The sequence below is a fragment of the Lactobacillus panisapium genome (assembly GCF_019469265.1).
In the GTDB taxonomy this organism is placed as follows: Bacteria; Bacillota; Bacilli; order Lactobacillales; family Lactobacillaceae; genus Lactobacillus; species Lactobacillus panisapium.
In genome coordinates this window covers 1,701,683-1,728,364 of sequence record NZ_CP048268.1, presented here as the reverse complement: position 1 = coordinate 1,728,364, position 26,682 = coordinate 1,701,683, and the positions used below count along the sequence as shown (strand labels likewise).

The following is a 26,682-nucleotide window of genomic DNA, read 5'->3' as shown; positions in this document are numbered from 1 at the left end:
GGTTAGGCTTAAATCAACTAAGACTATTAATGAAAAAACCAAAAAATGATTGCAGGAGTTGAGAAAGATAAAAATTCTTCAGCTGAACTGATAAGTCAGATTGAAGTTGAAAATTTGGCACTTAAATACGACCATAGCCCAGAAATCGCCTATCCCAATTTCACGATTAACGAGGGTGAAAAAGTTTTACTTACAGGTGATAGTGGTACAGGTAAGTCAACTTTATTGAAAGCTATTTTAGGTGAAATTATCTATAAAAATGATGTCGGCGATCAAATCACCCGGGATTTGAAGCAAATTGGCTATTTGGCACAAGACCCGAAACTGTTTCCCGGCACGATTGCTGATAACATTGTGATGTTACATCATGAACTTTATGCCAAAATACCACAATTGTTAAATAAGGTTCAGTTAGAAGCCGATGTGATGAGATTTCCTGCCGGTGTTGAAACAGTAGTTGATTTAGATCAAGATAATTTGTCCGGTGGCCAACGACAAAAGGTGATCTTGGCTCGTGAAGAAGTCTTTTATAATAACTTTGTTTTAATGGATGAAGCAACCGGTGCTATAGATAGCAAAGCACCAAAGAAAATTATTGAGTATTTGGTTTCGACTGACAAAAACATCGTTCTAATTGCACATAACTTTGACGAGCGAATCACTGGCTTGTTTGACCGCGAAATTCAGTTAACAGGCAGAAGCAGCTTAACATTAAGTTGCTTCTATTTTTTATTCTCAAAATTTCATAGCAAAATCATATCCTTTCATGTTTGAATATTGACCTGTTGTTGCAAAAAGTGATATTTACTCCCACCAACTCGGTATTCTAATAATTGAGATTACGGAAAGGAGAAACTATGCTTATTGAAACGCACAATTTAACTAAAAATTACGGTAATCGTCCTGCTTTAAATGGGGTTGATTTAAAAATTGGTAAGGGACAACTCATTGCCTTTATAGGTACAAATGGAGCAGGAAAATCAACTACGATTAATATCTTGACTGGGTTATTAAAGCCAACTTCAGGTACTATTTCTTATGCAGCTAACCTGAAAATAGGTGTAGTTTTTCAGACTAGTGTTTTAGATGATAAATTGTCAGTTAAAGCCAATCTCTATTTAAGAGCAAGAATGTATAAAGAGTTTTCATCAGAGTGGCTCGAAGAACTAATTAACTTAATGGGGATTAGGAGATTCTTGCACCAAAAATACGGAACATTGTCTGGTGGTCAAAGAAGAAGAGTGGACATTGCCCGATCATTAGTTAATCGTCCCGACATCTTGTTTTTAGATGAGCCAACCACAGGGCTAGATTTACAAACAAGATTAGTGATTTGGCAACTCTTACAAAAGCTGCAAAAAGAGCAAGGACTAACCATTTTCTTGACGACTCATTATCTCGAAGAAGCTGAAAGTGCCGATCAAATGTATATTTTGGAAAATGGGCATGTCTTAGCCAGTGGAACAGTTAAAGAAATTAAAAATCAATATGCGCCTACGAAATTACTCGTTAATATAAAAAATAAAGCGAAGCTGAAAACAAATCATGCGGTCATTCACCTTAAAAATAACCTAGTTGAAATTGATGCTTTATCTTTTAAAGAAGTAACGAGCTTCCTAAATCAAAATCTGGATGAAATAACTGATTTTGAGTATCGTAAAGGATCAATCAATGACGCCTTTATTAAAATTACGGGAAAGGAGTTACAATGATGCTTGCTCTATTACAAAGAAACATTAGAATTTATTTTGGAAATATTTTCGGTGTGATTATGTCTTGCTTAGGGGCATTGATTTCATTCTTCATCTATATTGGCTTTTTACAAAGAACTCTAGAAAAATCTTGGGGTAATATTCCTCATATAACCGAAATCCTCGATTTGTGGATGATTGCAGGTATTGTGACAATTGCGGGAATAACCACATCTTTTCAGGCGTTAGGGCAGCTCGTTAAGGACAAGGAAACAAGAACAGCAGATGATTTGAGCCTGACCGATACTTCTCTGCCAACGCGAAATTTTGCTTATATTTTAGCAAGTGTTTTTGTTAGTTTGATCATGCAAATAGTTACTTTTGCGATAATGAGCATTTATTTTACAGCGGTTAATAAAATTAGTATTCCTAATAATGCATATTTGTTAAGCAGTGGGTTTATTTTGCTGGGTGCTATTTCCGCGACCTTGGTAAACGGAGTAATTACGCTATTTATTCACTCCTATACTACTTTTAGTCGTCTATCATCTATCATTGGAGCAGCGGCAGGTTTTGCAGTAGCAACTTATATGCCATACGGAACATTAACTGCTCATGCTCAAACTTTAGTCAAGTTAATACCAAGTAGTTATGAAGCTGCAGCTTTGAGAAGTATATTGCTAGATAAAGTAAGCCCAAATTTTTTAACAGGTAATGCAAGAACCCAAATGTTCAATTATCTTGGAGTTTCTTTTAAAATATATGGCTATCGGTTAGCCAGAATGGATAATGCTTATATGTTGTTGGGGATGACAGCACTTTTGACCGTGATAATTATTGCTTTATCGTTGACAATTGCTAAAAGTAAAAATAATGTTTGAAGAATTAACGAGCTGTTTTAGAAATGTCAAAACTTGGTTAGTAAGTGAGCATTAGTAATATAAAATTTTTATTTAGTGTCTTATGTTTCGGTTTGCACATTTTGGTGCTTGAAATTAACTGTTTATGTATAAATACAATATTTTGTGGTGTATTCTTAAATTTGAACTTCCAAAGTAATGATTAGAGTATGAAATCGTCATTCTTATAAGATAGAAAGAAAGTGAAGCATAAGTGAAAATTAAATTTCAAACCGATGCCACTTTAAGCAAAGATGAAATTGAAGTTGCCATTAAAGCCGTGCAGGAAACAGAAACTGTCAGTAAACTGATCAGTTATTTAAATAAGTTTAACGAAAGTCAGCGCGCATTAATCCCTGTTAAAACTGAGGATCGCATTGTCACCCTTAAACAAGGGGAAATTATCAAAATCGAAGTTCAAGCAACGACATTAATCTACTACACAACCAAAAATATTTTTAAGGCTAAGGGGAGACTCTATCAGGTGCTAACTAATTTGAACGATGATTTTGTTCAAGTGTCTCGCCATGGTCTAATTAATTTAAATTATTTGGAGTCAATTGAGGTCGGCTTTGCGGGAAATATGGTTGCTAAACTGGCCAATAACTTAAAAGCTGATGTTTCAAGACATTATTTGCCAGAATTAGAAAAAAAGGTAGGTCTTTAAAATGAAGCTACTAAAAAAGTGTATTAGTTATTTCTTAACCGGAGTTGGCTTTGGTTCAACCAGCTATTTAGCTATCCTAACTTTTGTCTATCCTAAGATTGCACCCACCCAAATTGGTTTTATATTCGTTTTCATCATGTCAGGCTTGATTGGCCTTTTGTCGATGATTTTTGAAACGGATTTGCCTTTTCTAATTGCGCTAATTATCCACTTAGCGGGTAGTTTTATCTTATTTATTCTAATGATGATAATTAGTAATTTTGCTTTAAGCCAAGTGACAATTGGACTATTCTTCCTGATTTACATAATTGTTTGGGCGGTTGTAATCTTGATGCAGGTGAATACTGTTCATAAAATTAATAAACGAATTAAGAAGCGAAATAGCAATAAATCGTAAACAAAGTAGAATACAAGAGCAAGTACAGCCACCAATTAAAACTGGGCAAACTTAAAAAGCAGGCAGAGCACATTTTTTAGTGTTTAGCCTGCTCTTGTTGACAATAAAAAGACATATTTTATTTTTTTCCTATACCTAGAAAATCTATCCACTCATAAACAAAAGCAAAAATTGTAAGCGTGTAATCATACCAATGAAATGCTTTAGCAAAGCCTGTAAAAGACATAATTATCACGAAAGCCCAAAGTAGACTAAAGAATATAGGAATAGCAATTGACAGATTGTGCTTTCTAAGCCAAGTATCAATTGGCATAAATTTTATCGCTATGATTGTAATTATAATTAATAAAGCAATCAAACAGTATTACCCCCCTTAAAATTTTCAAGATAAAAAAACACTATCATAGTGCTATTCAATAAGCAACTGAACTATTGAGTTAAAAATTAAATAAGTACATTTTTAATGCAATTTTCGGCCTTACCTTCATAGTTCGTCAAAAGTTTATGAAAGCTTTCAGTCGATTTGAGTATAAATTTCTGTGTGTTAAGTTTGAAACATATTTGGCAATGGTCTTGATAGTGTCAATTTTTAAACCGCATGGCACACCGTTTTGCTTAACATCAACTTTTCTTGTAAAAGAGCAAATGGTTGTTCTTATTTAAGGTCCATGCCATCAATAATTTGGTTGAATAAAGCTTTTTACATTAATTTGAAAAATATTAATATATAGTTCATAAAAAAGACCAGATTTAAATCTAAATCTGGTCTTTTACATTATTTACTTATTGAGTGAAATAACTGAGTCACGTAGCTTTAATTGTGGGTGATGGACAACCGAAGTAAACTTTTTCCCATCGATTAGCGCTAAGATTCCCTTACCAGCTTCTTCACCAACTGATGTGCGCTGGTAATTCATTGTTGTCAAACTAGGATTTAAGTAAGCTGCGGAGTCAAAATTATCAAAGCCAACAATCGAAACGTCTTGTGGAATTCTAATGTTTTTCTTTTTAAGTTTATCAGTTACTAGTAGAGCCAGCTCATCGTTGTAACAAGCAATTGCTGTTGGTGGCTGACTGCTATTTAAATAATCGTCAATCTTTTTACTAATAATACTGAATGAATCATGCGAACTATACATAATTAAATTGCTATTAGCCAAATTAGCATCATTATTCTGATAGGCCTGGATAAAGCCTTTCATACGTTCTACACCTTGGAGATCATCAGTCTGAAAGATCCCTAATATATTTTTATGGCCTTTATGTAAAAGGTAATTGATTAATTCTTCTTCAGATTCACGATCAGAATTAGTGATTGCAGGGAAATTGAATTCTGGGTATTCTGCATTAATGAATAAAAGTGGAATCTTGCTTTTTGCAATCCTTTGATAAATATCAGTATTTTGACAGGGTTTTGCACTCTCACTTGGCTCAACTATTAGTCCAGCAACTTGTAAGTCCAGCATTTTAATTAAATTAGAGCGTTCAGTTTTTGGATAATTATGAGTGTTAGCTATTAGAAGAGAATATCCTTTAGGATCAATAACGGTATCAATCTGAGAAATAATTTTGGGGAAAATGTAGTCTGCAATATGTGTACAAATTAAACCAATAGTTTTACTTTTAGGATTTACTTGCCACTTCTTGTTCCAATCTTGGATAAACATCCCACTTCCCTGAATTTTATAAATTAGATGCTCGTTTTGTAACTCAGTTAGTGCTTTTCTAACAGCATATCTTGTCGAATGAAAGCGATTAATTAATTCACTTTCAGTAGGAAGTTGTTGATTAACTTGATAATGTCCAAAAGTAATTTCATTTTTTAAAGTCTCCACAATGGCTATGTAATCACGTTTCAAAATATAAACCTCCAAAAAATAGTTTGATAAAAGAAGCCATTACTCAAATTAGATATAAAAGATTGGATAAAAATTGTAATTCATAAGTCTAATTTTTTAGTATAAAAATAACAGTAGTTTCATAATCATTTCTATTAATTATAATATTAGTCATTTTATGGGATGAATTTTTGGAAAAATACAGCATAAAAAACAAATATTTTTTCTTTATAGCAAAATATGCCTTAACATCAACACTTAAATTACATAAATATTATAAAATTTGTTCGAACAAATTTCAACAGCTATTGCAGATAACAAATAAAAGTCATATTATGAAAGTGCTTTCGAGAAGGCAAAAATTAAAACTAGTTTTAGATAAAAGGAGGTACTATGAGTGAAAAAGAATAAAATTTCTAGTCGATTTATTTATTTCTTTGGTTCATTTGGTGGAATTTTATTTGGTTATGACATTGGAGTTATGACGGGTGCTTTACCTTTTCTTCAAAAAGATTGGCATTTAACAAATGCAACAGTTGTTGGTTGGATAACTTCAGCTGTTATGTTTGGAGCCATTTTTGGAGGAGCAGTTGCTGGACAGCTTTCTGATCGTTTTGGACGACGCAAAATGATTTTGGCTTCAGCTATTGTGTTTGCAATTTTTGCTTTACTTTCAATGGTTGCTCCGAATAACGGGTCTTTCTATTTAATTATTGTTAGAGTCCTATTAGGTCTAGCTGTTGGTGCTGCTTCGGCTTTGGTTCCAGCATATATGTCAGAAATGGCACCTGCAAATGCCAGAGGTAGTCTTTCAGGCCTGAATCAAACAATGATTGTTTCAGGAATGTTGTTATCTTATATAATGGATTTCTTATTAAAAGGGCTTCCACAAGCTTGGGGTTGGAGAATAATGCTTGGCTTAGCCGCTGTACCTGCAATCATCTTGTTTTGTGGCGTACTACGTTTACCAGAATCACCTCGGTTTTTAATAAAAAATAATCAGGAACAAGAAGCTAAGGCAGTTCTTTCAAGTATTCGGAAAAACCCACAGGAAGTTACCGATGAAATTAATGATATAAAATCTGCTTCGCAAAAAGAAAATTCTGCAACTGAAGCAACGACCTGGGGTTCTCTTTTTAGTAGTAAATATTGTTATTTGGTTATTGCTGGTGTCGGTGTGGCAGCTTTTCAGCAATTTCAAGGAGCAAATGCAATCTTCTATTACATTCCGTTAATTGTGGAAAAGGCAACAGGAAACGCTGCAAGTTCAGCTTTGTTATGGCCGATCGTTCAAGGTGTGATTTTAGTGATTGGTTCGTTGGTATATATAGCAATAGCTGAAAAATGTAAGCGAAGAACCTTGCTAATGCTAGGCGGAACTGTAATGGGTCTTTCCTTTTTACTTCCTTCCGTTATTAATAGTATAGATCCTCACGCAAATCCAATGATGATTGTAGTTTTTCTATGTATCTATGTTGCATTTTACTCATTCACTTGGGCACCTTTAACTTGGGTTTTAGTAGGTGAAATTTTCCCATTGGCAATTCGTGGACGTGCTTCTGGATTAGCCTCATCCGTCAACTGGATTGGATCTTGGGCTGTAGGTCTACTGTTTCCAATGATGACGGCTTCAATGTCTCAAGAAATGGTTTTTGCAATCTTTGGCATTATCTGCATTTTAGGAGTCTTATTCGTTAAATTCTGTGTACCGGAGACCAAAGGATATACATTAGAGCAAATTGAGTCTATTGGAATGAATCACGGAAAAGATCTGATGGAGGACTAAAGTGAAATTGAATATTTCAGAAATTGTGCAACTAATAAAATCAGGTCAAACAGCACTTGGAATTGAATTTGGCTCAACACAAGTAAAAGCAGTATTAATTACAACTGATTTCCAGCCAATTGCATCAGGTAGTTATCTTTGGGAGAATACACTGCAAGATGGAATTTGGACATATTCACAAAAAGAAATTTTAACTGGCTTAAGACAAAGTTATGCACAATTAGCTGCAAATGTAAGCAGCAAATATCATGTAAAAATTGAACATATTGGTTCAATTGGCGTAAGTGCGATGATGCACGGATATTTGCCTTTTGACCAAAATGACAAATTGCTAGTTCCCTTCAGAACTTGGCGAAATACGATAACTGGAGACGCAGCAAGTGAACTAACCAAATTGTTTAATTTTAATATTCCACTGCGTTGGAGCATTGCTCACTTGTATCATGCTATTTTGCAAGATGAGGAGCATGTAAAAGACATTGCTTATTTAACAACATTAGCAGGTTATGTTCACTGGCAATTATCTGGTGAAAAAAACATTGGTGTAGGCGATGCTTCGGGGATGTTTCCCATCGGTAAGAATGGTCAATTCGATCAGGAATGCTTACAAAAGTTTGGTGCCTTAGAAAAAGTTAAAAAGTACCCGTGGAAGATCGAACAAATTTTGCCACATGTATTAAAGGCAGGCGAAGTTGCTGGTCATTTAACTAAAGAGGGGGCAAATTTACTTGATCCAACCCAGACATTGCAAGCAGGAAGCGTGATGGCACCACCTGAAGGCGATGCAGGAACAGGTATGATTAGTACTAACAGTGTTCGTAAGCGCACAGGTAATATTTCTGTTGGGACTTCTGAATTTTCAATGGTTGTCTTAGACAAGCCACTTAAAAAAGTTCACCGTGACATCGATCTTGTTACAACACCAACTGGGTTGCCTGTAGCCATGGTGCATATCAATAATTGTTCATCTGATATCAATGCATGGGCACAACTTTTCCAGGAATTTGCTGGGAGGCTTGGAATTGATATCAGTGCCGATCAGCTATATAGCGCACTTTTTCTAGATGCGACTAAGTCGGATCCCGATGCAGGAGGAATGGTTAATTACAGCTATTTCTCAGGGGAACCAATTACCAAGACGCAAGAAGGCAGACCGCTATTAGTCAGAACACCTAATAGTAAATTTACATTGGCTAACTTCATGCTGGCTCAGTTATATTCGGCCTATGCGCCACTTAGAATTGGGATGGACATTTTGACTAAAGAAGAAAATGTCACAACTGATGTCATGATTGCGCAAGGTGGCCTATTTAAAACTCCCGTAATCGGGCAGCAAGTTTTATCCAATATGTTGAACTTACCAATCTCTGTTATGACTAACGCTAGTGTCGGCGGACCTTGGGGTATGGCAGTACTCGCGCAATATGTTGCTTCCGGTGCGTCCGAGCCATTAGAAGATTACCTAGATACTAAGGTTTTTGTAGATTCTGAAATTATGACACTGAGTCCAGAGCCAGAAGGAGTTAAGGGTGCTGCTAAATACCTTGAGCGCTATAAATTAGCACTTCCTTTGGAAAATGAAGCAAAAGTTTTGAGTGATGAGGCGAAGTAAATGCTGGAACAACTGAAAAAAGAAGTATATGAAGCTAATATGCAGTTACCAAAACTAGATTTGGTTACATTTACCTGGGGCAATGTTTCAGGAATAGACCGCGATCAAGGATTATTTGTCATTAAGCCTTCTGGTGTGGATTATGATAAATTGCAACCTGAAGACCTTGTGGTAGTTGATCTGACGGGTAAAGTGGTTGAAGGTAAATTAAATCCTTCAAGTGACACTCCAACACATACGTATTTATATAATCATTTTCCCAAAATTGGTGGTATTGTGCACACCCATTCGCCGTGGGCAGTAGCCTTTGCGGCAGCTAAAATGGATATTCCTGCTCTTAATACAACGCATGCAGATACTTTTTACACTGATGTACCAGCTGCAGATGCGTTAACTAAAGAAGAAATCGAAGAAGATTATGAGGGCAACACTGGTAAGACCATCGTTCGCACTTTTAATGAACGACATTTAGATTATGAAGCAACTCCTGGGAGTTTAGTTAGTCAGCACGGACCGTTTTGCTGGGGTGAAACTCCGGCTAAGGCAGTTTACAATGCTAAAGTTTTAGAAGTTGTTGCCGAAGAAGATTATCATACTTTGCAATTAACTAGGTCTGATAGCCATCTTCCTCAGTATTTATTAGATAAACATTATTACCGTAAGCATGGAGAAAATGCATATTATGGTCAGAATAATGCGCAATCAAAAACACATGCTAAAAGAAAGTAAAATTTATTATTTTAATTAAAAAGGAGAGTTTATATTATGTTAGAAGTACCTAAATATGAATTTTGGTTCGCAGTTGGAAGTCAACACTTATATGGTGAAGAAACCTTGAAGGAAGTTGCAGAAGATGCTAAAAAGATTGCAGATGGCCTAAATAAAAATGGAAATTTGCCATATAAGATTGTTTTCAAACAAGTTTTAACTACAGCAGATGAAATAACCAAGTTTATGAAAGAAGCTAACTATGAAGATAAAGTAGCTGGCGTCATTACTTGGATGCACACATTTTCACCTGCAAAGAACTGGATTCGTGGCACAAAACTTTTACAAAAACCATTATTGCACTTTGCAACACAATATTTAGATTATATTCCTTATGATACCATTGATTTTGACTACATGAACTTAAATCAAAGTGCCCATGGTGATCGTGAATATGGTTATATTAATGCCCGTTTACAAATGCACAATAAGATTATTTATGGCCATTGGCAAGATCCAAAAGTAATGAAACAAATTGCTGACTGGGAAGATGTTGCTGTTGCCTATGATGAGTCATTTAACTTAAAGGTTTGCCGGTTTGGCGATACGATGCGTGACGTTGCCGTTACTGAAGGCGACAAGGTTCAAGCTCAAATCCAATTAGGCTGGACAGTTGATTACTATGGCGTAGGCGACTTAGTTGATGAGATGGCTAAAGTTAAAGAAGCAGAAATTGATGATGAATATGCTGATTTAAAGTCTCGTTATATTATGGTTCAGGGCTCAATGGATGAAGCTGCATATGAAAAGACTGTTCGCTATCAATTGAGACAATATATTGCCATGAAACGCTTCTTAGAACGTGGGGGCTATACTGCTGTTACTAGCAACTTTGAAGACCTACACGGTTTAGAACAACTTCAAGGCTTATCGGCCCAGTTATTAATGCGTGATGGTTACGGTTTTGCCGGTGAAGGTGACTGGAAGACAGCTGCATTATTGCGGACAATTAAGATTATGACTCATAATCAAAAGACTGCATTTATGGAAGACTATACATTAGACTTGCGCCCAGGTCACCAAGCAATTTTAGGCTCACACATGTTGGAAGTTGATCCTTCGATTGCTTCAGAAAAACCACGTGTTGAAGTTCATCCCCTAGATATTGGTGGTAAGGCAGATCCTGCACGTTTAGTCTTTTCTGGCTCTGAAGGCGATGCAATCGATGTCACCTTAGCTGATTTTAGAAATAACTTTAAGTTAGTTACATATGCAGTTGATGCCCATAAGGCCGAAAAAGAAACACCACATTTACCTGTTGCTAAACAATTATGGACTCCAAAAGTTGGTCTTGAAAATGGCTCAAAGCAATGGATTCAAGCTGGTGGTGGCCACCATACAGTCTTCTCATTCGCAGCAACTGAAGAGCAAATAACAGATTTAGCTACTCTATACGGCGTAGATTTATGTAGTATTAATTAGAAGTAACTAATCTGTACAAAGAATAAAATCCCTATATATTTCATGAAAAGCAATTAAATATTTATCTAAATACACTATTTCAATTATCTTGTTGAAGTAGTGTATTTTGCTAAAAAGAACAGGAGAACAAAAATGAAGGTAATTAAAGAATTTTTTGAAAAATATCAAGATCACGATGTTACCAAGGTAACTTTGGAAAATGACAATGGTGTTGCAATTTCGTGCTTATCAATGGGTGCAACATGGTATGAGTTTTTAGTGCCACAAGAAAATGGCCAACAGAAAAATTTGATTATGAATTTTGCTCATTGTGCTGATTATTATGCAAACGGCCTTTGTTGTTGTCAGGGAATTGGTCGTGTAGCTGGCCGAATTAAAAAAGGTCAATTCACTTTAAACAACAAGCAAGTTCAAGTACCAACAAATGAGAATGGAAATACTCTCCATGGTGGCAATGGCGGCTTTCGCTTTCTGAATTGGTCAGTAGCAACAGAGCAGACCGATGACAGTGTCAGCGTCATTTTCCAAAAGACAATCGATGAAAAAACAGATGGCTTTCCTAGTGACTTTGAAGCGACAATCACTTACACGTTAAATAATCAAAATCAGGTTACAATTTCTGAAAAGGCAGTTAATGGTGGAAAGGCGACACTATTTAATCCAACTATTCATGTTTACTTCAATTTAAGTGATGCATCCAATCTAGATTCACATGAAATTAAAATCAATAGTCAGAAATACCTACAACTAGACTCTCAGTTGATTCCAACAGGCAAAATGTTAATGACCGCCAATACCCCATATGATTTTCATGAATTTAAAAACCTAGCTACTGCAATTAGAGAAAACGCTGGTTTTGATGATGCATTTTTTATAAATGGACCAGAAAATGAAATGAAGGAAGTAGCAATCCTGCGTGAAAAAGAAAGTGGTCGTCAAGTTAAGATTACTAGTGAATCAAACTGTCTAGTGATGTATACGATGTCGCAAGAACAACCAGGAGTAAAGTTTGTGCGCGATCAGGGGATTGTTGCTCAGCCAAGTGAAGCAGTTGCGCTAGAAGCGCAGGTCTTGCCTGATGCGATAAACCACAGTAACTTTGGCAATATTATTCTGCCAGCAAATGAAACTAAAACACATCAAATTACATTTAGCTATTTGCAAAAATAAGCTGTAGTATGTGAGTAGTGCAAACTAAATTCTGTGGCAAAACTATTTTTTAATCATTTTTATTTAAAACAAAAGTCCTATTAAATCGAGGTTTCTTAACACCCAAATTTAATAGGACTTTTAAAGTTTTAAGTTTTACTAGAATTATTTAGGGAATGAATTCGTTAATTAACCCTTAATTTGATTGTAAATTACGTTAGCGACATGTTTGCCAGAATAGAATACAAAGCCAGCTTCAGTTCCTGGCATATTTGGACCATATGTATCACCAATTAACATTCCCGCTGCATCGTTACCCGCAGCGTATAATCCTGTAATTGGTTTACCATCTTTATCCAATACTTTGTGCTCAGTATCAGTTTTGAGACCACCCATTGTACAAAAGGCGCCGATTCCTAACTCAATTGCATAAAATGGTCCATTTTCGACTGGTATCATGAAGTCCGCTTTTTTACCAAAGTCTAAATCATGACCATCATGAGCAAGCTGATTATACCGCGTAACGGTCTTTTCTAAATCGACCAACCCGATCTTTTGGGCCAGTTCATGAACTGAATTTGCCTTGGTCAGGTAAGGTGCATTCTCGGCAAAGGCTTGCTGAATTTCTTCCTTAAGGTGCGGTAAACGAGTATCGTGGTAATCCCAAGTACCCATTGGCTTATAAATGTGTTCGTCATTCAAATAATCAATCGTGCTTTGATCCAAAATGGTAAAGACCTTACCCTGAGTAAAGAGGGCATTGCCAGCTAGGGCAAAGTTATCGACGACCTCTTCGTTAACAAATCGCTCGCCGTTTTCGTTAACCCAAAGAAGAGATTGCTGGTCTGCTGCTCCGTTTAATTCGGAATAACGGTAAACGTAACCTGGCTTGGTGTGGTCTTTGAGGTAACCTCCAAAGAGCATGGCAGTTCCCATCGCATATTTTTGTGCACCAGCAGCCCAAGCAAGTTTTAAACCATCTCCCGTATTCTTTTCAGAATTAACAGGGATTAATTGGTCCGGGTCATAATGAGTTTCGTTTTTAATTAATTCTTGATTGTTTAAATAGCCACCGGTTGCTAAAACTACCGCCTTAGTGGCAACGGTCTTTTGACTATGAGTAGCAAGATCTTCCAAAACTACGCTGGTAACTTGACCATCTTGATCTAAATTAACTTTGGTTACAGTAGTTGAGGTAACTACATCGGTCCCTTGCTCTTTTGCTTTCGGTTCTAAAACGTTGTGGATAACAGCCTTGCCTAATCCCTTGAATAAATGCCATGTGCGATAGCCGCTGCCTAAAGGAGCAACATCAAGATATTCTACGCCAAGATCTTTTAACCATTTAATAATATCTGCCGAAGCAGCAATGTATTCCTGCCAGACTTTTGTATCTGCACGATAATGAGAATAATTTAATTCCTCATTAAGGACATCTTCTTTAGTCAGCTTAACATGATGCTCCTTTTGCAAATATGAATCTACTGCAAATGCGCCTTCAATGTATTCACCACTGCCGCCAGTATTGTGCCCTTTTTCAACTACTAAAACTGACAATCCCCGGTGACTTGCCTGATAAGCGGCTGTAAAGCCAGCTGCACCGCCACCAACAACTATAACGTCATAATCATTTTTGATTTCCATATCAAAATCTCCTTTTCTCACCAAAAATTATAACCGCTTACAGCGTCAGTATGTTATAGTTATTTCAGTCGAGACTAGGACATTAAAGTACGGGTAAAACAAATGGATAGTGAACAAATAAAAGTATTTTTAGCGGTTGCTCAACAGGGTAGTTTTGGTCGAGTTGCTGAGCAGCGTTATGTAACGCAAAGGGCAGTTTCGCGCCAAATTTCACGATTAGAAAATGAAATTGGCGTAAAACTGTTTAACCGTACTAATAATCGCATCAGTCTTACACCAGCTGGTAAATATTTTGCTGGGCGAGCACAAGAGTATTTAAATAATTTTGATCTAACAGTTTCTGAATTAAAGCACATCTCTAAGTCAACGGAACAGACGCTATCAATTGGCTACTTTTCGATTTTTGACGCATACATTATGGAAAAAGAGATTATTAATTATCGGAAATTGCAATTGTCGCCGAAGATTTCCTTTTTTACGATGGAAGAAAGCGTTGAGCACTGCCTGGCGGATTTGGTATTAAATAAGCTCGATTGTGCATACATTAACCATTATGGTAGTTATGATATTCCACAGGCAGAATTGTATGAATATGTTTCGGTGTATTCCAACGAAATGGTATTAGGAATCAGTAAACAGAATAAGTTAAGTCAGAAAAAATATATTGATGAAAATGATTTAGACGGCGCGACGCTTTTTTATTACAGTAGTGAAAACTCTGATTTTATGCGCAAGACATTTGCTGCTACTTTAAATAAAAATGAGCATAATTATCAAATTGAACGTGTCTCTTCAATTGAGCAGCTGCTAACAAATACTGCGTTAAACCAGGGTATTTCTTATATTCCTCGGGGACTAATTGATTACATCATGCAGCCTAACTCGGAAATTGTGTACCGGCAGTTTCGTTCACAACAACAAAATCAAGAGTATGCGATGCAATTAATCTACCTAAAAAATAATCGCTCTCGTGCACTTAAAAGTTTTGTGCAGTCGTTAAAGCAGTTCAGGATATAAAAATAAGCTTTGCCCACTTTTGGACAAAGCTTTTTTATTCTAGTTGTTTATTCTTTTTTTGGACATAAAGGTAAACGGGCCAGCCACTCAGCGTTAATAAAATGCCAATGATTGCTAAAATTGGCTGTGTCAAAGTTGTGGTAATAACAACAAACAATGCACCGCAGATTGCCAAAATCGGTGGTAGTGGGTACCAGGGGATTTTATATGGCCGCTCTAAATCTGGATGCTTTTTGCGCAAAGCAAAGACGCCAGTGAACAAGAGAATTGAAAAGATCCACGAAACGTAAACTAGCATGTCAGTTAGTGAATCAAAGGTCCCTGAAAAAATCATAATGGTTGCGATGATGCATTCAAATAACATGCTGTTAGTTGGGACGATTGTTTGATTATTTAACTTGCCAAAAAAGTTTGAGGCCGGCAGCTTCTTTTCTCTACCTAAAACATAGGGCATTCTTGAGCCTAACAAGAGGTGGCCGTTAATGGCACCAAAAACCGATACTAAGATTCCGGCAGCGATAATGGTTCCGCCTAGGTGGCCGAATAACTTTTGGGCCGTTAGCAAGGCAGCACTTTGATTGCCCACTACTTGATTCCACGGAATAACTTTGACGTAACTCCAGTTTAGCAAGGTATAAAAAATGGTAACGCCAAACAAACCCCAAATGATAGCCTGGGCTAAGGTTTTAGCGGGATTCTTGATTTCACTGGCAAGGTTACCTATACTAAGCCAGCCATCATAGGCAAATAGAACTGCTAGCAAGGCTTGACCAAAAGCTGCCGTGCTACTGGCGGTAGTCAAATGAGGACTGGGCGCACCAGCTAGTTGATTAGGACCTTGATAAAAAAGCGCGAAAACGATAATCGCAATAATTGGTAACAGTTTAATTACCAAAGCTATTTTTTGCACCTGTGAACTTAACTTGGAGCCTAACCAGTTGATTACTAGCACTGTTAACATGACAAGCAAAGCAATAAGTGTTGTCGAACAATTTTTAAATTGTGGAATTTCTTTTAGTTGCGTTGCAAAGACAATTGAGAGGGCAGCAATGTTGGCTGGATAATAAATGATAATTAAGGACCAGCCAAATAAAAAAGAAACTTGCGGACCGTAAATCTTTTCGAGATATTTCACTGGTCCACCATCTTCAGGATAAACGGAAGCAAGTTCTGCAATACTGAGACCCGCCATTAATGTGATAAAACCAGCAAGTGGCCAAACTAAAATACTGAGCCAAGCATTGTGTGTTAGCGATGAGATATTTGCAATCTTGAAAAAAGCACCGCCCCCAATCATGGTTCCCATGACCGTTGCCAAAGCAGCGAAAAAGTTGAGTTGTCTTTTCATAATAATTACCCTATTTAAAAATTACAATAATTAATTGTAATTATAGGCTATGCTGTCCGAAATAAAAAGTTTGCTTACATTTTTTTACAATTTATTTTTAAGATTAAAAAAAGGTTATTAATGTAACCATTAATTTGAAAGCAATTTCAAGTGTGCTATTATTTTTTTAGAGAACTATTGGGCAAGGTTGCCTTGGGTAATAAGGAGAGAAAATGACTAAGATTACTGTTATTGGTAGTATTAATCTAGATACCAATTTGCGCGTTAAGCAAATGGTTAAACCAGGCGAAACGATTCATGCAAAAGAGCATTATTCTGCTGCTGGTGGCAAGGGGGCAAATCAGGCCGTTGCTGCTACTCGCTCAGGCTGCGAAGTTAACTTTATCGGCGCGGTTGGAAATGATGCACCCGGAAAAGAAATGCTAGGACTTTTAAAGCAAGAAGGAATCGATACTTCTGGTGTAAAAGTGATTAACAATGAATCAACGGGTCAGGCATTCATCACCGTTGATGATGCTGGGCAAAACTCAATCACAATTTATTCTGGAGCTAACTCTGGCTTTAATGCTGATGATGTAGCTGAAAAGCGTGACTTATTGGGCCAAAGCGATTATGTGATTGCCCAATTTGAGACGCCGGTTGAAGCCACAATTAAGGGCTTTGAAATTGCACACGCAGAAGGAATAAAAACTATTTTGAATCCGGCGCCAGCGATGACCGAAATTCCTTCTGCTTTGTTAAAGCAGACTGATCTTATCGCACCAAATGAAACTGAGGCGGCTACAATTACCGGCGTTCAAGTACGTGACGAAGAAAGTGCTAAAAAAGCAGCAGCGAAGTTACATGCTCTTGGCGTCGAAGCGGTGATTATCACCATTGGCTCTAAGGGTGCCTTTTATGATTACAATGGTCAAAGTGAGTTGGTGCCAGCGTTTAAGGTTAAAGCCGTTGATACTACAGCTGCTGGAGATACTTTTATTGGTGCAATGACTAGCATCCTTAAGACTGATTTTTCTAATTTAAAAGAGGCAATTATTTTTGCCAATAAGGCGTCATCGTTAACCGTACAGCGTTATGGTGCTCAGCCATCGATCCCCTATAAAAAAGAAATAGAACAAGTTGACTAGATTTTTCGTAGTTTACGGGTCTTTTGACTAGCATAATCGTTAGATTAGTAAAAAATAGTTTAATTTACACGTGGTAAAAGTATAATTAAGATGAACTTGTTGGTGCAGCATGAATTTAAGCTGTCCAATTAGCACAGAAAGGACATCTATTATGACTACTAAAATTGGTATTATTGGCGATGGGCACGTTGGCTGCACCGTTGCACATGAATTAATTGTTTCAGGATTAGTTGATGACTTGGTAATGATTGATCTTAATGAGGGCAAGGTTAACGCTGATGCAGTCGACTTTGAAGATGCAATGGCTAATTTACCCAACCACGTCAATATTACGGTTAATGATTACAGTGCACTTAAAGATGCGGAAATTGTGATCAGTACATTGGGTAAGATTTCGCTTGAATCAAAGGGCGATCGCTTCCAAGAGCTTGAATACAATAAGAAGCAATTACAGCCAATCACTGAATCAATTAAAAAAAGTGGCTTTAACGGTATTTTATTGGTTATTTCTAATCCAGTTGATGCTATTACCAACCTTTATCAACAATTAACGGGCTTACCAAAAGAGCGGGTTATCGGAACGGGTACACTGCTCGATACTGCGAGAATGAAAAAAGTGGTTGCTCATAAATTTGATGTTGATCCCCGTTCAGTTAGCGGTTTTGCCTTGGGTGAACACGGTAATTCACAGTTCACTGCTTGGTCAACGGTTAAGGTATTAGAAAAGCCTATTTCTGAACTTGCTAAGTCTGCTTCTTGGGAACTGACAGATTTAGAAGATGAGATTGTCCGTGGTGGTCAAACCGTCTTCATGGGTAAGCACTACACTAATTATGGCGTTTCTGCAGCTGTTGTTAGAATTGCTCGGGCAATTCTGACTGATTCACGGACTGAATTGCCGGTTTCAAGTTATCAAGAAAAATATGGTACTTACATGTCATACCCAGCAATTGTTGGTCGGTGCGGTATTGTTGCTCGCGTTGAATTAAACTTAACGCCAGACGAAGAAAGTCTTTTGCAAAAATCCGCTGAAACAATCAAAGAAAAATCTCAAGCCTAGTTTAAATTGTAAGTAGTATTACTGGGTAAAGCGTCCTTTAAAATGGACGCTTTTTTATTGCCCTAATTGCTTGAATTCCTAAAAAGAGTCGCGCAAAGCAATTTCATTGACAAAAAGTAAGTATAAGAATAGCATTAACTTTATCAACTGTTTTACTTGAAGGAAGTGCGATTATGGCTCAAATTTTAAACACTGTACAATGCAAAAATGTCTGTTTGTCTAACTCATTTGTATTTAGCCGGTGGGGAAATTTGTGTGTCGCTTAAAAACGGTTTAATTAGCAATCTGCAGTTCTAGTGTAATTTGCGGATTATTATTTTTATTTGTTAGGTAAGACCCATGAATCCTCGCGATGATTGGGTCTTTTTCTTTTGGAGTGGGGGAGAGAAAATGAGCTGGCAGATCATTACTCAAAGTTTGCCAATTTTTTTAAAAGCCTTTGAACTGACCCTCTGGCTTTCCTTAATTGGAATCTTGGGGGCAATTATCGTTGGTGTGATTAGCAGTTTAGTACAGTACTTTAAAGTGCCGGTCTTAAGCCAACTATTGGCGGCTTATGTTGAGTTGGCGCGAAACACGCCGTTATTAATTCAACTATTTTTCTTGTATTATGCTTTTCCAGTAATTGGGTTAAAAATGTCAGCGATGACTTGTGGCATCATTGGCCTGATTTTTCTTGGTGGAGCTTATATGGCGGAAGGATTTACCGGTGGGTTCACTGGCGTTAGTGCGACCCAAATTGATGATGGCAAGGCCCTCGGGATGAATAATCTTCAGTTAGCCCGTTATGTGGTTTTTCCACAAGGTTTTGCCTTAAGCTTGCCATCTTTAACTGCTAATATCATTTTTCTAATTAAAGAAACTTCGATTTTCTCAGTGATTGCAATTCCGGAATTAACCAATACGGCACTTGATTTAATTGGAATGTATTATCGTTCCAATGAATATTTGTTAATGCTGGTAATTGCCTACGCAATTATTTTAATTCCGGTAATCCTAATCCTGAACTACCTAGAAAGGAGAGTGCGCTATGGCACATTCGGCGATTGATGTCATTTTTACCGGCAACAATTTTGCCAGAATCCTCGATGGTTTATGGACATCTGTCTGGATTTCGGTAGTCAGCCTTGCGGTTGGTCTTATTTTGGGCACTTTATTTGGTATTTTACGTACAATGCCAAACAAAATTATTCGGTTTATTTTGCGACTTTATTTAGAATTTTTCAGAATTGTACCAACAATTGTTTTGCTATATTTGTTCTATTACATCTTGCCGCGTAGTTGTCATATCGATTGGCCAGCCAGCTGGATGGCGATTCTGGCTTTTGCACTGTGGGTCGCCGCAGAATTTAGTGATATTGTCCGCGGAGCACTTGAATCTGTTCCGCTTGTCCAAAAAGAATCGGGACTGGCGCTGGGACTTAGTCCGACGCAACTATTTCGGTATGTTTTATTACCGCAGGCAATGAAACTCGAACTGCCAGCTACGATCAACTTGGCAACCAGGGTTATCAAGACGACCTCTTTATTGATGATGATCAGTATTATGGATGTCATTGCGGTCGGGCAACAAATAATTGAAGCCAATAACCAAAAATATCCGACAGCAGTCTTCTGGATTTACGGACTGATTTTCGTCCTGTATTTTGTAATCGATTATCCATTATCGCTTTGGTCAAAAAAGTTAGCTGCAAAACAGAAATAGGTGGATTAAATGACAAAAGAAATTTTGCGCGTTGAAAATTTAAATAAGTATTACGGAGATCGGCATGTCTTGCATGATATTAACTTTACTCTTCGTGAAGGAGAAGTACTAACCTTGCTTGGCCCATCTGGCTCAGGGAAAAGTACTTTGATCAGGTGCTTGAATGGTCTTGAAGAATACAATGATGGGGCAATTTATTTTAAAAACCAAAAAGTCACGCCATCGGCTAAAAATTGGCAAAAATTGCGGCAGAAGATTGGCATGGTCTTTCAAAGCTATGACCTTTTTCCTAATCTAACAGTAATGGAAAACATTTTACTGGCACCGACAAAAGTGCAAAAACGGCCTGAAGAAGAAGTCAAAAAAGAGGCGGAAAAACTATTAGCTAGAGTAGGTTTAACTGGCTATGTGGATTCATATCCACGGGAACTGTCAGGTGGACAAAAACAGCGAATTGCAATCGTACGGGCATTAGCTATGCACCCAGAAGTGATGCTATTTGATGAAGTGACAGCTTCACTAGATCCAGAGAAGGTGCGGGGTGTGTTACAAATCATGACAAACTTGGCCAAAGAAGAGCACAAGACAATGATTATTGTGACGCACGAAATGAACTTTGCCCGGCAAATTGCTGATCAAGTCTTATTTTTAGAAAACGGACAGATTTTAGAAAATACTCCGGGAAAGGACTTTTTCGCACAGCCGCAAACAGCACGTGCGCGTGCCTTTTTGGCTAGCATGGATTTTTAAGGAGCAAGCATGAAAGTTAAAACAAAAAATAAGGTAATTAGTATAATTGTTGTTGCCGTAGTTTTAATTATTAGCTTTTTTGGGTTTAAATCCTCTTTAAATGAAAGTACGGGTGGCAGCGATAGCAGCGTTAGCGCAATCAAAAAACGGGGTGTTTTGCGTGTAGCAGTGTTTGGTGACTTGCCCCCATATGGTTGGGTCGACGACCACGGCTTTCGCAGGGGATATGACTTGCGCTTAGCTAGAAAAATGGCTAAGGATCTTGGTGTAAAGGTAAAGTTTACCCAGGTCAATGCCAATAACCGGGTTGATACGTTAAATTCAAATAAGGCCGATATTGTTCTTGCCAATTTCACGGTTACGCCTGAGCGAAAACAAGTGGTTGATTTTGCCAGACCTTACATGAAAGTTTCGGTCGGAGTCATTTCACCTAAAAGTGCACCACTTAAAAGTGAAACGGCTTTGAAGGGAAAGTCGATCATTGTTAATAAAGGGACAACCGCGGAAAACTATTTTACGGCAAGAGGCGGCGTCAATTTGCTGAAGTTTGATTCTAAAACGCAGCAGTTTAATGCCCTGAAAAATAAGCGTGCGGCGGCTTTAGCCGATGACAACTCGTATCTTTATGCCTGGGTAAAGCGTAATCCAACTTATACGGTTGGAATTAAAAATATTGGGCCAAACCAGTATATTTCGCCAGCCGTGAAAAAAGGCAATAACTCTCTTTTAGATTGGACCAATAAAGAAATTACCAAGTTGACCAACCAGAAGTTCTTTACCGATGACTATAATAAGGAACTAAAACCATATTTTGGTAAGGAAGTTAAGCCGAGTGACATTGTTTTAGATTAAAGATGCTGGTATAATAATTAAGTCTTGAAATATATTTTGGAAAATGTTATTGTATTAGACGTTAATCGATTAATCTATGACTTGCAATAAAGTCATGGCAAAGGAGTAATAAACATGAAACAAGGCATTCACCCAGATTACCAACAAGTTGTCTTTATGGATTCCGCAACAGGTGCTAAGTTTGTTGCTGGTTCAACTTTAAAGGCAAAAGAAACAGTAGATTACGAAGGTAAAACTTACCCATTAATTCGGGTTGAAATTACTTCAGATTCTCACCCATTCTACACTGGCAAGCAAAAGTTTGCTCAAGCAGATGGTCGAATCGAGAAGTTCAACAAGAAGTATGGTATGAAGAAGTAATATCTTTGATCTGGTGGAAGCAGTCCCATTGGGGCTGCTTTTTTACGTAAAACGTTAATATTACGCTGATAACTATAACTAATAGTGTAATATTGATTTTAGCGGAATTTCTTTTTAGCTAGGAGAAAATTAGATGAAAATGCAACTGGCAGAAATTGCTAAAGCAATCAACGCGAATTGTGAGGGCAACGACCAAACTGTTATTACTTCTGTTGCCTTTGACTCAAGAAAAATCGCTGAGGGCGGATTATTTGTCCCGTTAGTCAGTGATCGGGATGGACATGACTTTGTAAGCAGCGCAATTAATAATGGGGCTAGTGCTACTTTGTGGCAAAAAGGTCACCCTAATAAGCCCACAGATATTGCCGTCTTAGAAGTTGATGATCCATTAACAAGTATGCAAAAATTGGCGCAGTATTACCTAAATAAGGTTAATCCGACCGTAGTCGGCATTACTGGTTCAAACGGTAAAACTACTACTAAGGATATGACTGCGGCGGTTTTGGCCAAAAGATTTAATGTGCATAAGACAGATGCTAATTTTAACAATGAAATTGGCGTTCCAATGACCATTTTGGATATGAAGCCAAATACTGAAATTTTGGTTTTGGAAATGGGAATGGACCATGCGGGGCAGTTGCACCAACTTAGTGAATTGACTCACCCGGATGTTACGGTAATTACCATGATTGGTGAGGCTCACATTGAATTTTTAGGTTCACGTGAAAAAATTGCTGATGCGAAGATGGAAATTACCGATTTCCTGCGTGAGGACGGCGAGCTTATTTATAATGGTGACGAGCCGCTTTTGCGTGAGCGAGCTGAAAAGATTGACCAGTCAAAAGTTACTTTTGGTTTTGGTAAAAATGATACAGTGTATGCAACGGGTTTTAGAAGTTATAAACACCACGCCACATTCACGATTAACCAATCAGACTGTAAGTTTACTATTCCAATGATTGGTAAGCATAATGTTTCAAACGCCCTGTCTGCTCTTTGCGTTGGTCGCCATTTTGGTGAAAGCGATGAAGAAATTGCTACTGCTTTAGCTAGCTTTACCCCAACTGCCAACCGGATGGAATGGGAAAAAGGCGATGTGGGTGAGGACATTATGAGTGATGTCTATAACTCGAACCCGACTGCTGTCCGTGCCGTTTTAAGCAGCTTTGGTCAGATCCAGGTTCCTGAAGGTAGCCGGCGCATTGCTGTCTTGGGTGACATGCTCGAATTAGGTGACAGATCAGCTGAGCTTCATGCTGGTCTTGCAGATTGCCTTGATCCGCAAGTGATTAACGAAGTATATTTATATGGCTCAGAAATGAAAAATTTAGCTGATGCTCTAAAAGAAAGTTACGAGCCAGAAAATCTACATTATTATAAAAAAGATCAGATGCAGCCAATGATAGCTGATCTGAAAAATGATATTAAGCCGCACGACATTGTTGTCCTGAAAGGATCACATGGTATGCACCTCGAAAAAGTAGTGGAGCGGCTTAGATAAGGAGAACTTAGTGAAATTTTCGGAATTAGGATTAAATGATGAGCTTCTAAAAGCAATTAAACGTTCAGGCTTTGAAGAAGCAACACCAATCCAAGAACAAACAATTCCTCTTGCTTTAGCAGGCAAGGACGTGATTGGCCAAGCTCAAACAGGTACTGGTAAGACAGCTGCCTTCGCTTTGCCAATTTTACAAAACTTAGACAAACACAATAAGGTAATTCAGGCGTTAATCATCGAACCAACGCGTGAACTTGCTATTCAAACACAAGAAGAACTTTTCCGCTTAGGCCGTGATGAAAAAGCGCGCGTTCAAGTAGTATACGGTGGTGCTGATATTGGCCGCCAAATTCGGTCACTTAAAAACCATGTTCCAGCTATTTTAGTTGGTACCCCTGGACGTTTGCTTGATCATTTAAAACGCAAGACCATTAATTTGGAAAACGTCAACACAATTGTTTTGGATGAAGCTGATGAAATGCTTGATATGGGCTTTATTCAAGATATTGAAAGTATTTTGGGCTATGTCAAAAACCGTAAGCAAACATTGCTTTTCAGTGCGACAATGCCAAAACCAATTCTAAATATCAGCGAAAAATTCATGCATGACCCTGAAATCGTGCGGATTAAGACTAAGGAATTGACGGCTGACTTAATTGATCAATACTTTGTCCGGTCAAAGGACTCAGAAAAATTTGATATTATGTGTCGTTTAATTGATGTTGAAAGTCCAGATTTAGCGGTTATCTTTGTTAGAACTAAACGCCGCGTTGATGAAGTAACGCGTGGACTGCAAGCTCGTGGGTATAACGCTGCCGGAATTCACGGCGACTTATCCCAAGCTCGCCGAATTAGCGTTTTGAAACGGTTCCGTTCTGGTAAATTAGATATCTTAGTTGCTACCGATGTTGCAGCACGTGGACTTGATATTTCAGGTGTTACCCATGTGTATAACTATGATATTCCTCAAGATCCAGATTCATATGTTCACCGCATTGGCCGTACTGGTCGTGCCGGTCAAAACGGTAGTTCAATTACTTTTGTTACGCCAAATGAAATTGGCTACATGCGGACAATTGAACAACTTACTAAGAAAAAGATGACACCTCTTCGTCCACCATCAGATGACCAAGCTTTCCGTGGCCAATTAAAGGTTGCCAAATCCAAGATTGAAGACCTGATGAAGGAAGACTTGACCAAGTATACTGACGATGCTAGTGAGTTGTTAGAAAACTATTCTGCAATTGATCTTGTTTCTGCATTCTTGAAGAACTTATCTAAGGACTCATCAAACGTTGAGGTCAAGATTAGTTCAGAAAAGCCGTTACCTTATAAGGGTGGCGGTCGTCGTGGCGGCGGCCGTGGTCGTGGTCATTATAGTCGCGGTCGTAATGGCGGTGGCCGCGGCGGCTATCGTGGTGGTGATCGCGGTCATGGTGGTCGTGGCAACTACCGTGGTGGTCGCTCGAACCGTTCCGGTGGCAGTCATAATTTCGTAATTAAGAACAAAAAAGATTAATAATTTTACTAAAAAAGAGTTGTGGTCATGTGCAGCTCTTTTTTTGTATTATAATTTTCTCAAGTGAGGTAAGAAAAAATGATTTTTGGCGTGGGCATTGATGCAGTTGAAGTTGAACGAGTAGCCAAGATTGTCGCTAAGGGTGATGGTTTTGCCAAAAAAGCTTTAACCCCGAAAGAATTCGCACAGTATCAAAAAATGGTTGGTAAACGAAAAGTTGAATATTTAGGCGGCCGTTTTTCACTGAAAGAGTCTTTTTCAAAGGCAATGGGTACTGGCTTAGGGGAAAAAGTCGGTTTAATGGATGTTGAAACCCTATGGGATGAAAACGGGCACCCAGTGACAACTTCGCCAAAATTCGATGGTCAAATTTTTTCGAGTATTACTCATGATAATCATGAAATAATAACTTTAGTTGTATTGGAGAAGTGAATATGGTTCCTGGAATACATCGTCCGGCAGCTGTTTATGTCGATTTAAGTGCAATTAAGCAAAATATTGAGCAAGAGTTAAACCACCTTGAGCCTGGGCAAAAATTATTTGCTGTAATTAAGGCTAATGCGTATGGTCATGGTGCCGTTAAAGTTGCTCAATTAGCCGCTAAAAATGGTGTCAGCGGTTTTTGCGTAGCAATTTTAGATGAGGCCCTTGAACTTCGCCGAGCGGGAATTACCCAGCCAATTTTGGTCCTGGGAGTTACCCCTGAAGAATACGTCACCTTGGCAGCCAAAAATGATATATCACTGACTGTGCCTGACTTTGAATGGCTAAATGCAGCAGACCAAGAGCTTAACAATACCGGTTTGCAATTAAAAATTCATCTGGCGGTTGATTCAGGAATGGGGCGGATTGGTTTTAGCGAGGATGAGGAATTTCTCCAAGCTAATGACTTTTTGCTGGATAACCCGCACTTCGAAGTAGAAGGTTTGTTCACGCACTTTGCTTCCGCGGATAGCAGTGATGATACCTACTTTAAAACCCAGGTAGAACGGTTCGAGCATCTTAAGAGTTTACTGAAAGTAAAACCTAAATGGATTCATGTGGATAACACGGCGGCCAGTATCTATGGTAAAAGGGTGCACAGTGATTTAGTTCGGTTTGGTATCGGGCTTTACGGCCTTAACCCATCCTCAAATCCAAGTACTCCGGATTTACCAGCACAAATTAGACTAAAACCAGCATTATCTTTGGAGAGTGAACTAGTTCAGGTTCATACTATTCACAAGGGGCAAGGTGTTGGTTATGGTTCAACTTATATTGCTGATTGTGACCAAATTATCGGTACAATTCCACTAGGTTATGCAGATGGGTTTATCCGCAAATTTCAAGGCTTTAAAATCCAGGTCGGAAACGAATACTGCCCAATTGTAGGGCGGATTTGCATGGATCAGCTGATGGTACGCTTACCCTATGAGATGCCGACCAAAACTAAAGTGATTTTGATTTCAAATGATCCTACTGCTCCGAATAATATTAAGGCTGCGGCGGACTATGTTGATTCAATTCATTACGAAGTGGCTTGCTTACTAGACGACCGCTTGCCACGCATCTACCGTGAAGGATAAATTTGCTT

Annotated in this window: 25 protein-coding genes; 22 read left to right on the top strand and 3 right to left on the bottom strand. The window is 38.0% G+C overall.

The annotated features are described in order from the left end of the window. Positions 1 to 45 precede the first annotated feature (45 nt). The 5 genes from GYM71_RS08210 to GYM71_RS08190 all read left to right on the top strand — a co-directional run bounded on the left by GYM71_RS08210 (position 46) and on the right by GYM71_RS08190 (position 3,654). Positions 46 to 774, top strand: coding sequence for an ATP-binding cassette domain-containing protein (locus GYM71_RS08210; protein ID WP_220220093.1), 729 nt, complete (start codon positions 46 to 48; stop codon positions 772 to 774). 83 nt (positions 775 to 857) lie between these two features. Further along, positions 858 to 1,712 carry an ABC transporter ATP-binding protein gene (locus GYM71_RS08205; RefSeq protein ID WP_220220092.1) on the top strand — a complete coding sequence of 285 codons (855 nt, stop codon included), beginning with the start codon at positions 858 to 860 and terminating at the stop codon, positions 1,710 to 1,712. Further along, positions 1,712 to 2,572: an ABC transporter permease gene (locus tag GYM71_RS08200; protein ID WP_220221203.1), complete on the top strand. Its 861-nt coding sequence runs from the start codon at positions 1,712 to 1,714 to the stop codon at positions 2,570 to 2,572. The genes GYM71_RS08205 and GYM71_RS08200 overlap by 1 nt, the downstream gene beginning before the upstream one ends. A gap of 232 nt (positions 2,573 to 2,804) precedes the next feature. Then, complete coding sequence (locus GYM71_RS08195; RefSeq protein ID WP_220220091.1) at positions 2,805 to 3,257, top strand: LytTR family DNA-binding domain-containing protein; 453 nt, start codon at positions 2,805 to 2,807, stop codon at positions 3,255 to 3,257. A gap of 1 nt (position 3,258) precedes the next feature. After that, the gene (locus GYM71_RS08190; RefSeq protein ID WP_220220090.1) at positions 3,259 to 3,654 is read left to right on the top strand and encodes a DUF3021 family protein; all 396 of its coding nucleotides are present in this window, start codon (positions 3,259 to 3,261) and stop codon (positions 3,652 to 3,654) included. A 779-nt stretch (positions 3,655 to 4,433) separates the two neighbouring features. On the opposite strand, the gene GYM71_RS08185 is transcribed toward GYM71_RS08190, so the two are convergent. Beyond that, complete coding sequence (locus GYM71_RS08185) at positions 4,434 to 5,513, bottom strand: GntR family transcriptional regulator (RefSeq protein WP_220220089.1); 1,080 nt, start codon at positions 5,511 to 5,513, stop codon at positions 4,434 to 4,436. A gap of 376 nt (positions 5,514 to 5,889) precedes the next feature. Here GYM71_RS08185 and GYM71_RS08180 point away from each other — a divergent pair, with 376 nt between their 5' ends. From GYM71_RS08180 to GYM71_RS08160, 5 genes are all read left to right on the top strand, one after another. Continuing rightward, a complete protein-coding gene (locus GYM71_RS08180; RefSeq protein WP_220220088.1) occupies positions 5,890 to 7,278 on the top strand; it encodes a sugar porter family MFS transporter in 1,389 nt (462 codons plus the stop codon). A gap of 7 nt (positions 7,279 to 7,285) precedes the next feature. Then, positions 7,286 to 8,890 carry a xylulokinase gene (locus GYM71_RS08175; protein ID WP_220221202.1) on the top strand — a complete coding sequence of 535 codons (1,605 nt, stop codon included), beginning with the start codon at positions 7,286 to 7,288 and terminating at the stop codon, positions 8,888 to 8,890. Then, positions 8,891 to 9,619, top strand: coding sequence for an L-ribulose-5-phosphate 4-epimerase (locus tag GYM71_RS08170; protein ID WP_103752330.1), 729 nt, complete (start codon positions 8,891 to 8,893; stop codon positions 9,617 to 9,619). A 36-nt stretch (positions 9,620 to 9,655) separates the two neighbouring features. Further along, positions 9,656 to 11,080 carry an L-arabinose isomerase gene (araA, locus tag GYM71_RS08165; RefSeq protein ID WP_220220087.1) on the top strand — a complete coding sequence of 475 codons (1,425 nt, stop codon included), beginning with the start codon at positions 9,656 to 9,658 and terminating at the stop codon, positions 11,078 to 11,080. 132 nt (positions 11,081 to 11,212) lie between these two features. Continuing rightward, complete coding sequence (locus GYM71_RS08160) at positions 11,213 to 12,250, top strand: aldose epimerase family protein (RefSeq protein ID WP_220220086.1); 1,038 nt, start codon at positions 11,213 to 11,215, stop codon at positions 12,248 to 12,250. 168 nt (positions 12,251 to 12,418) lie between these two features. Here GYM71_RS08160 and GYM71_RS08155 read toward each other — a convergent pair whose 3' ends face one another. Further along, positions 12,419 to 13,873 carry a vinyl phenol reductase gene (locus GYM71_RS08155; protein WP_220220085.1) on the bottom strand — a complete coding sequence of 485 codons (1,455 nt, stop codon included), beginning with the start codon at positions 13,871 to 13,873 and terminating at the stop codon, positions 12,419 to 12,421. Positions 13,874 to 13,975: 102 nt separating this feature from the next. Here GYM71_RS08155 and GYM71_RS08150 point away from each other — a divergent pair, with 102 nt between their 5' ends. After that, a complete protein-coding gene (locus GYM71_RS08150) occupies positions 13,976 to 14,890 on the top strand; it encodes a LysR family transcriptional regulator (RefSeq protein WP_220220084.1) in 915 nt (304 codons plus the stop codon). A gap of 34 nt (positions 14,891 to 14,924) precedes the next feature. Here the strand turns inward: GYM71_RS08150 and GYM71_RS08145 are convergent, their stop codons facing one another. Then, positions 14,925 to 16,238, bottom strand: coding sequence for an APC family permease (locus GYM71_RS08145; protein WP_220220083.1), 1,314 nt, complete (start codon positions 16,236 to 16,238; stop codon positions 14,925 to 14,927). A 212-nt stretch (positions 16,239 to 16,450) separates the two neighbouring features. On the opposite strand from GYM71_RS08145, the gene rbsK reads away from it, so the two are divergent. From rbsK to alr, 11 genes are all read left to right on the top strand, one after another. Then, the gene (rbsK, locus tag GYM71_RS08140) at positions 16,451 to 17,365 is read left to right on the top strand and encodes a ribokinase (RefSeq protein WP_220220082.1); all 915 of its coding nucleotides are present in this window, start codon (positions 16,451 to 16,453) and stop codon (positions 17,363 to 17,365) included. A 151-nt stretch (positions 17,366 to 17,516) separates the two neighbouring features. After that, a complete protein-coding gene (locus GYM71_RS08135) occupies positions 17,517 to 18,425 on the top strand; it encodes an L-lactate dehydrogenase (RefSeq protein WP_103752335.1) in 909 nt (302 codons plus the stop codon). Between the two features lie 390 nt (positions 18,426 to 18,815). Further along, complete coding sequence (locus tag GYM71_RS08130) at positions 18,816 to 19,475, top strand: amino acid ABC transporter permease (protein ID WP_220220081.1); 660 nt, start codon at positions 18,816 to 18,818, stop codon at positions 19,473 to 19,475. Beyond that, on the top strand, positions 19,456 to 20,130 hold the full coding sequence (locus GYM71_RS08125; protein ID WP_220220080.1) for an amino acid ABC transporter permease: 675 nt from the start codon (positions 19,456 to 19,458) through the stop codon (positions 20,128 to 20,130). The genes GYM71_RS08130 and GYM71_RS08125 overlap by 20 nt, the downstream gene beginning before the upstream one ends. 9 nt (positions 20,131 to 20,139) lie before the next feature. Beyond that, a complete protein-coding gene (locus GYM71_RS08120; protein WP_220220079.1) occupies positions 20,140 to 20,880 on the top strand; it encodes an amino acid ABC transporter ATP-binding protein in 741 nt (246 codons plus the stop codon). 9 nt (positions 20,881 to 20,889) lie between these two features. Next, positions 20,890 to 21,732: a transporter substrate-binding domain-containing protein gene (locus tag GYM71_RS08115; RefSeq protein ID WP_220220078.1), complete on the top strand. Its 843-nt coding sequence runs from the start codon at positions 20,890 to 20,892 to the stop codon at positions 21,730 to 21,732. Positions 21,733 to 21,846: 114 nt separating this feature from the next. Further along, entirely contained in the window at positions 21,847 to 22,092 is a 246-nt protein-coding gene (locus GYM71_RS08110) for a type B 50S ribosomal protein L31 (protein ID WP_220220077.1), read from the top strand. Between the two features lie 133 nt (positions 22,093 to 22,225). Next, positions 22,226 to 23,593, top strand: coding sequence for a UDP-N-acetylmuramoyl-tripeptide--D-alanyl-D-alanine ligase (locus tag GYM71_RS08105; protein ID WP_103752341.1), 1,368 nt, complete (start codon positions 22,226 to 22,228; stop codon positions 23,591 to 23,593). A 10-nt stretch (positions 23,594 to 23,603) separates the two neighbouring features. Then, positions 23,604 to 25,109: a degradosome RNA helicase CshA gene (cshA, locus tag GYM71_RS08100; protein ID WP_103752342.1), complete on the top strand. Its 1,506-nt coding sequence runs from the start codon at positions 23,604 to 23,606 to the stop codon at positions 25,107 to 25,109. 78 nt (positions 25,110 to 25,187) lie between these two features. After that, positions 25,188 to 25,541, top strand: a complete 354-nt coding sequence (gene acpS / locus GYM71_RS08095) for a holo-ACP synthase (protein ID WP_103752343.1) — start codon at positions 25,188 to 25,190, stop codon at positions 25,539 to 25,541. A 2-nt stretch (positions 25,542 to 25,543) separates the two neighbouring features. Then, positions 25,544 to 26,674 (top strand): alanine racemase, encoded by a 1,131-nt coding sequence (alr, locus tag GYM71_RS08090; protein ID WP_220220076.1) that lies wholly within the window; start codon positions 25,544 to 25,546, stop codon positions 26,672 to 26,674. Positions 26,675 to 26,682 lie beyond the last annotated feature (8 nt).

Excerpts from the sequence above, each read along its gene's own strand:
- GYM71_RS08210 (WP_220220093.1), top strand. The coding sequence starts at position 46 with ATGATTGCAGGAGTTGAGAAAGATAAAAATTCTTCAGCTGAACTGATA.
- GYM71_RS08205 (WP_220220092.1), top strand. The coding sequence starts at position 858 with ATGCTTATTGAAACGCACAATTTAACTAAAAATTACGGTAATCGTCCT.
- GYM71_RS08200 (WP_220221203.1), top strand. The coding sequence starts at position 1,712 with ATGCTTGCTCTATTACAAAGAAACATTAGAATTTATTTTGGAAATATT.
- GYM71_RS08190 (WP_220220090.1), top strand. The coding sequence starts at position 3,259 with ATGAAGCTACTAAAAAAGTGTATTAGTTATTTCTTAACCGGAGTTGGC.
- GYM71_RS08170 (WP_103752330.1), top strand. The coding sequence starts at position 8,891 with ATGCTGGAACAACTGAAAAAAGAAGTATATGAAGCTAATATGCAGTTA.
- araA (WP_220220087.1), top strand. The coding sequence starts at position 9,656 with ATGTTAGAAGTACCTAAATATGAATTTTGGTTCGCAGTTGGAAGTCAA.
- GYM71_RS08160 (WP_220220086.1), top strand. The coding sequence starts at position 11,213 with ATGAAGGTAATTAAAGAATTTTTTGAAAAATATCAAGATCACGATGTT.
- GYM71_RS08155 (WP_220220085.1), bottom strand. The coding sequence starts at position 13,873 with ATGGAAATCAAAAATGATTATGACGTTATAGTTGTTGGTGGCGGTGCA.
- GYM71_RS08150 (WP_220220084.1), top strand. The coding sequence starts at position 13,976 with ATGGATAGTGAACAAATAAAAGTATTTTTAGCGGTTGCTCAACAGGGT.
- GYM71_RS08145 (WP_220220083.1), bottom strand. The coding sequence starts at position 16,238 with ATGAAAAGACAACTCAACTTTTTCGCTGCTTTGGCAACGGTCATGGGA.
- rbsK (WP_220220082.1), top strand. The coding sequence starts at position 16,451 with ATGACTAAGATTACTGTTATTGGTAGTATTAATCTAGATACCAATTTG.
- GYM71_RS08135 (WP_103752335.1), top strand. The coding sequence starts at position 17,517 with ATGACTACTAAAATTGGTATTATTGGCGATGGGCACGTTGGCTGCACC.
- GYM71_RS08130 (WP_220220081.1), top strand. The coding sequence starts at position 18,816 with ATGAGCTGGCAGATCATTACTCAAAGTTTGCCAATTTTTTTAAAAGCC.
- GYM71_RS08125 (WP_220220080.1), top strand. The coding sequence starts at position 19,456 with ATGGCACATTCGGCGATTGATGTCATTTTTACCGGCAACAATTTTGCC.
- GYM71_RS08120 (WP_220220079.1), top strand. The coding sequence starts at position 20,140 with ATGACAAAAGAAATTTTGCGCGTTGAAAATTTAAATAAGTATTACGGA.
- GYM71_RS08115 (WP_220220078.1), top strand. The coding sequence starts at position 20,890 with ATGAAAGTTAAAACAAAAAATAAGGTAATTAGTATAATTGTTGTTGCC.
- GYM71_RS08110 (WP_220220077.1), top strand. The coding sequence starts at position 21,847 with ATGAAACAAGGCATTCACCCAGATTACCAACAAGTTGTCTTTATGGAT.
- GYM71_RS08105 (WP_103752341.1), top strand. The coding sequence starts at position 22,226 with ATGAAAATGCAACTGGCAGAAATTGCTAAAGCAATCAACGCGAATTGT.
- acpS (WP_103752343.1), top strand. The coding sequence starts at position 25,188 with ATGATTTTTGGCGTGGGCATTGATGCAGTTGAAGTTGAACGAGTAGCC.
- alr (WP_220220076.1), top strand. The coding sequence starts at position 25,544 with ATGGTTCCTGGAATACATCGTCCGGCAGCTGTTTATGTCGATTTAAGT.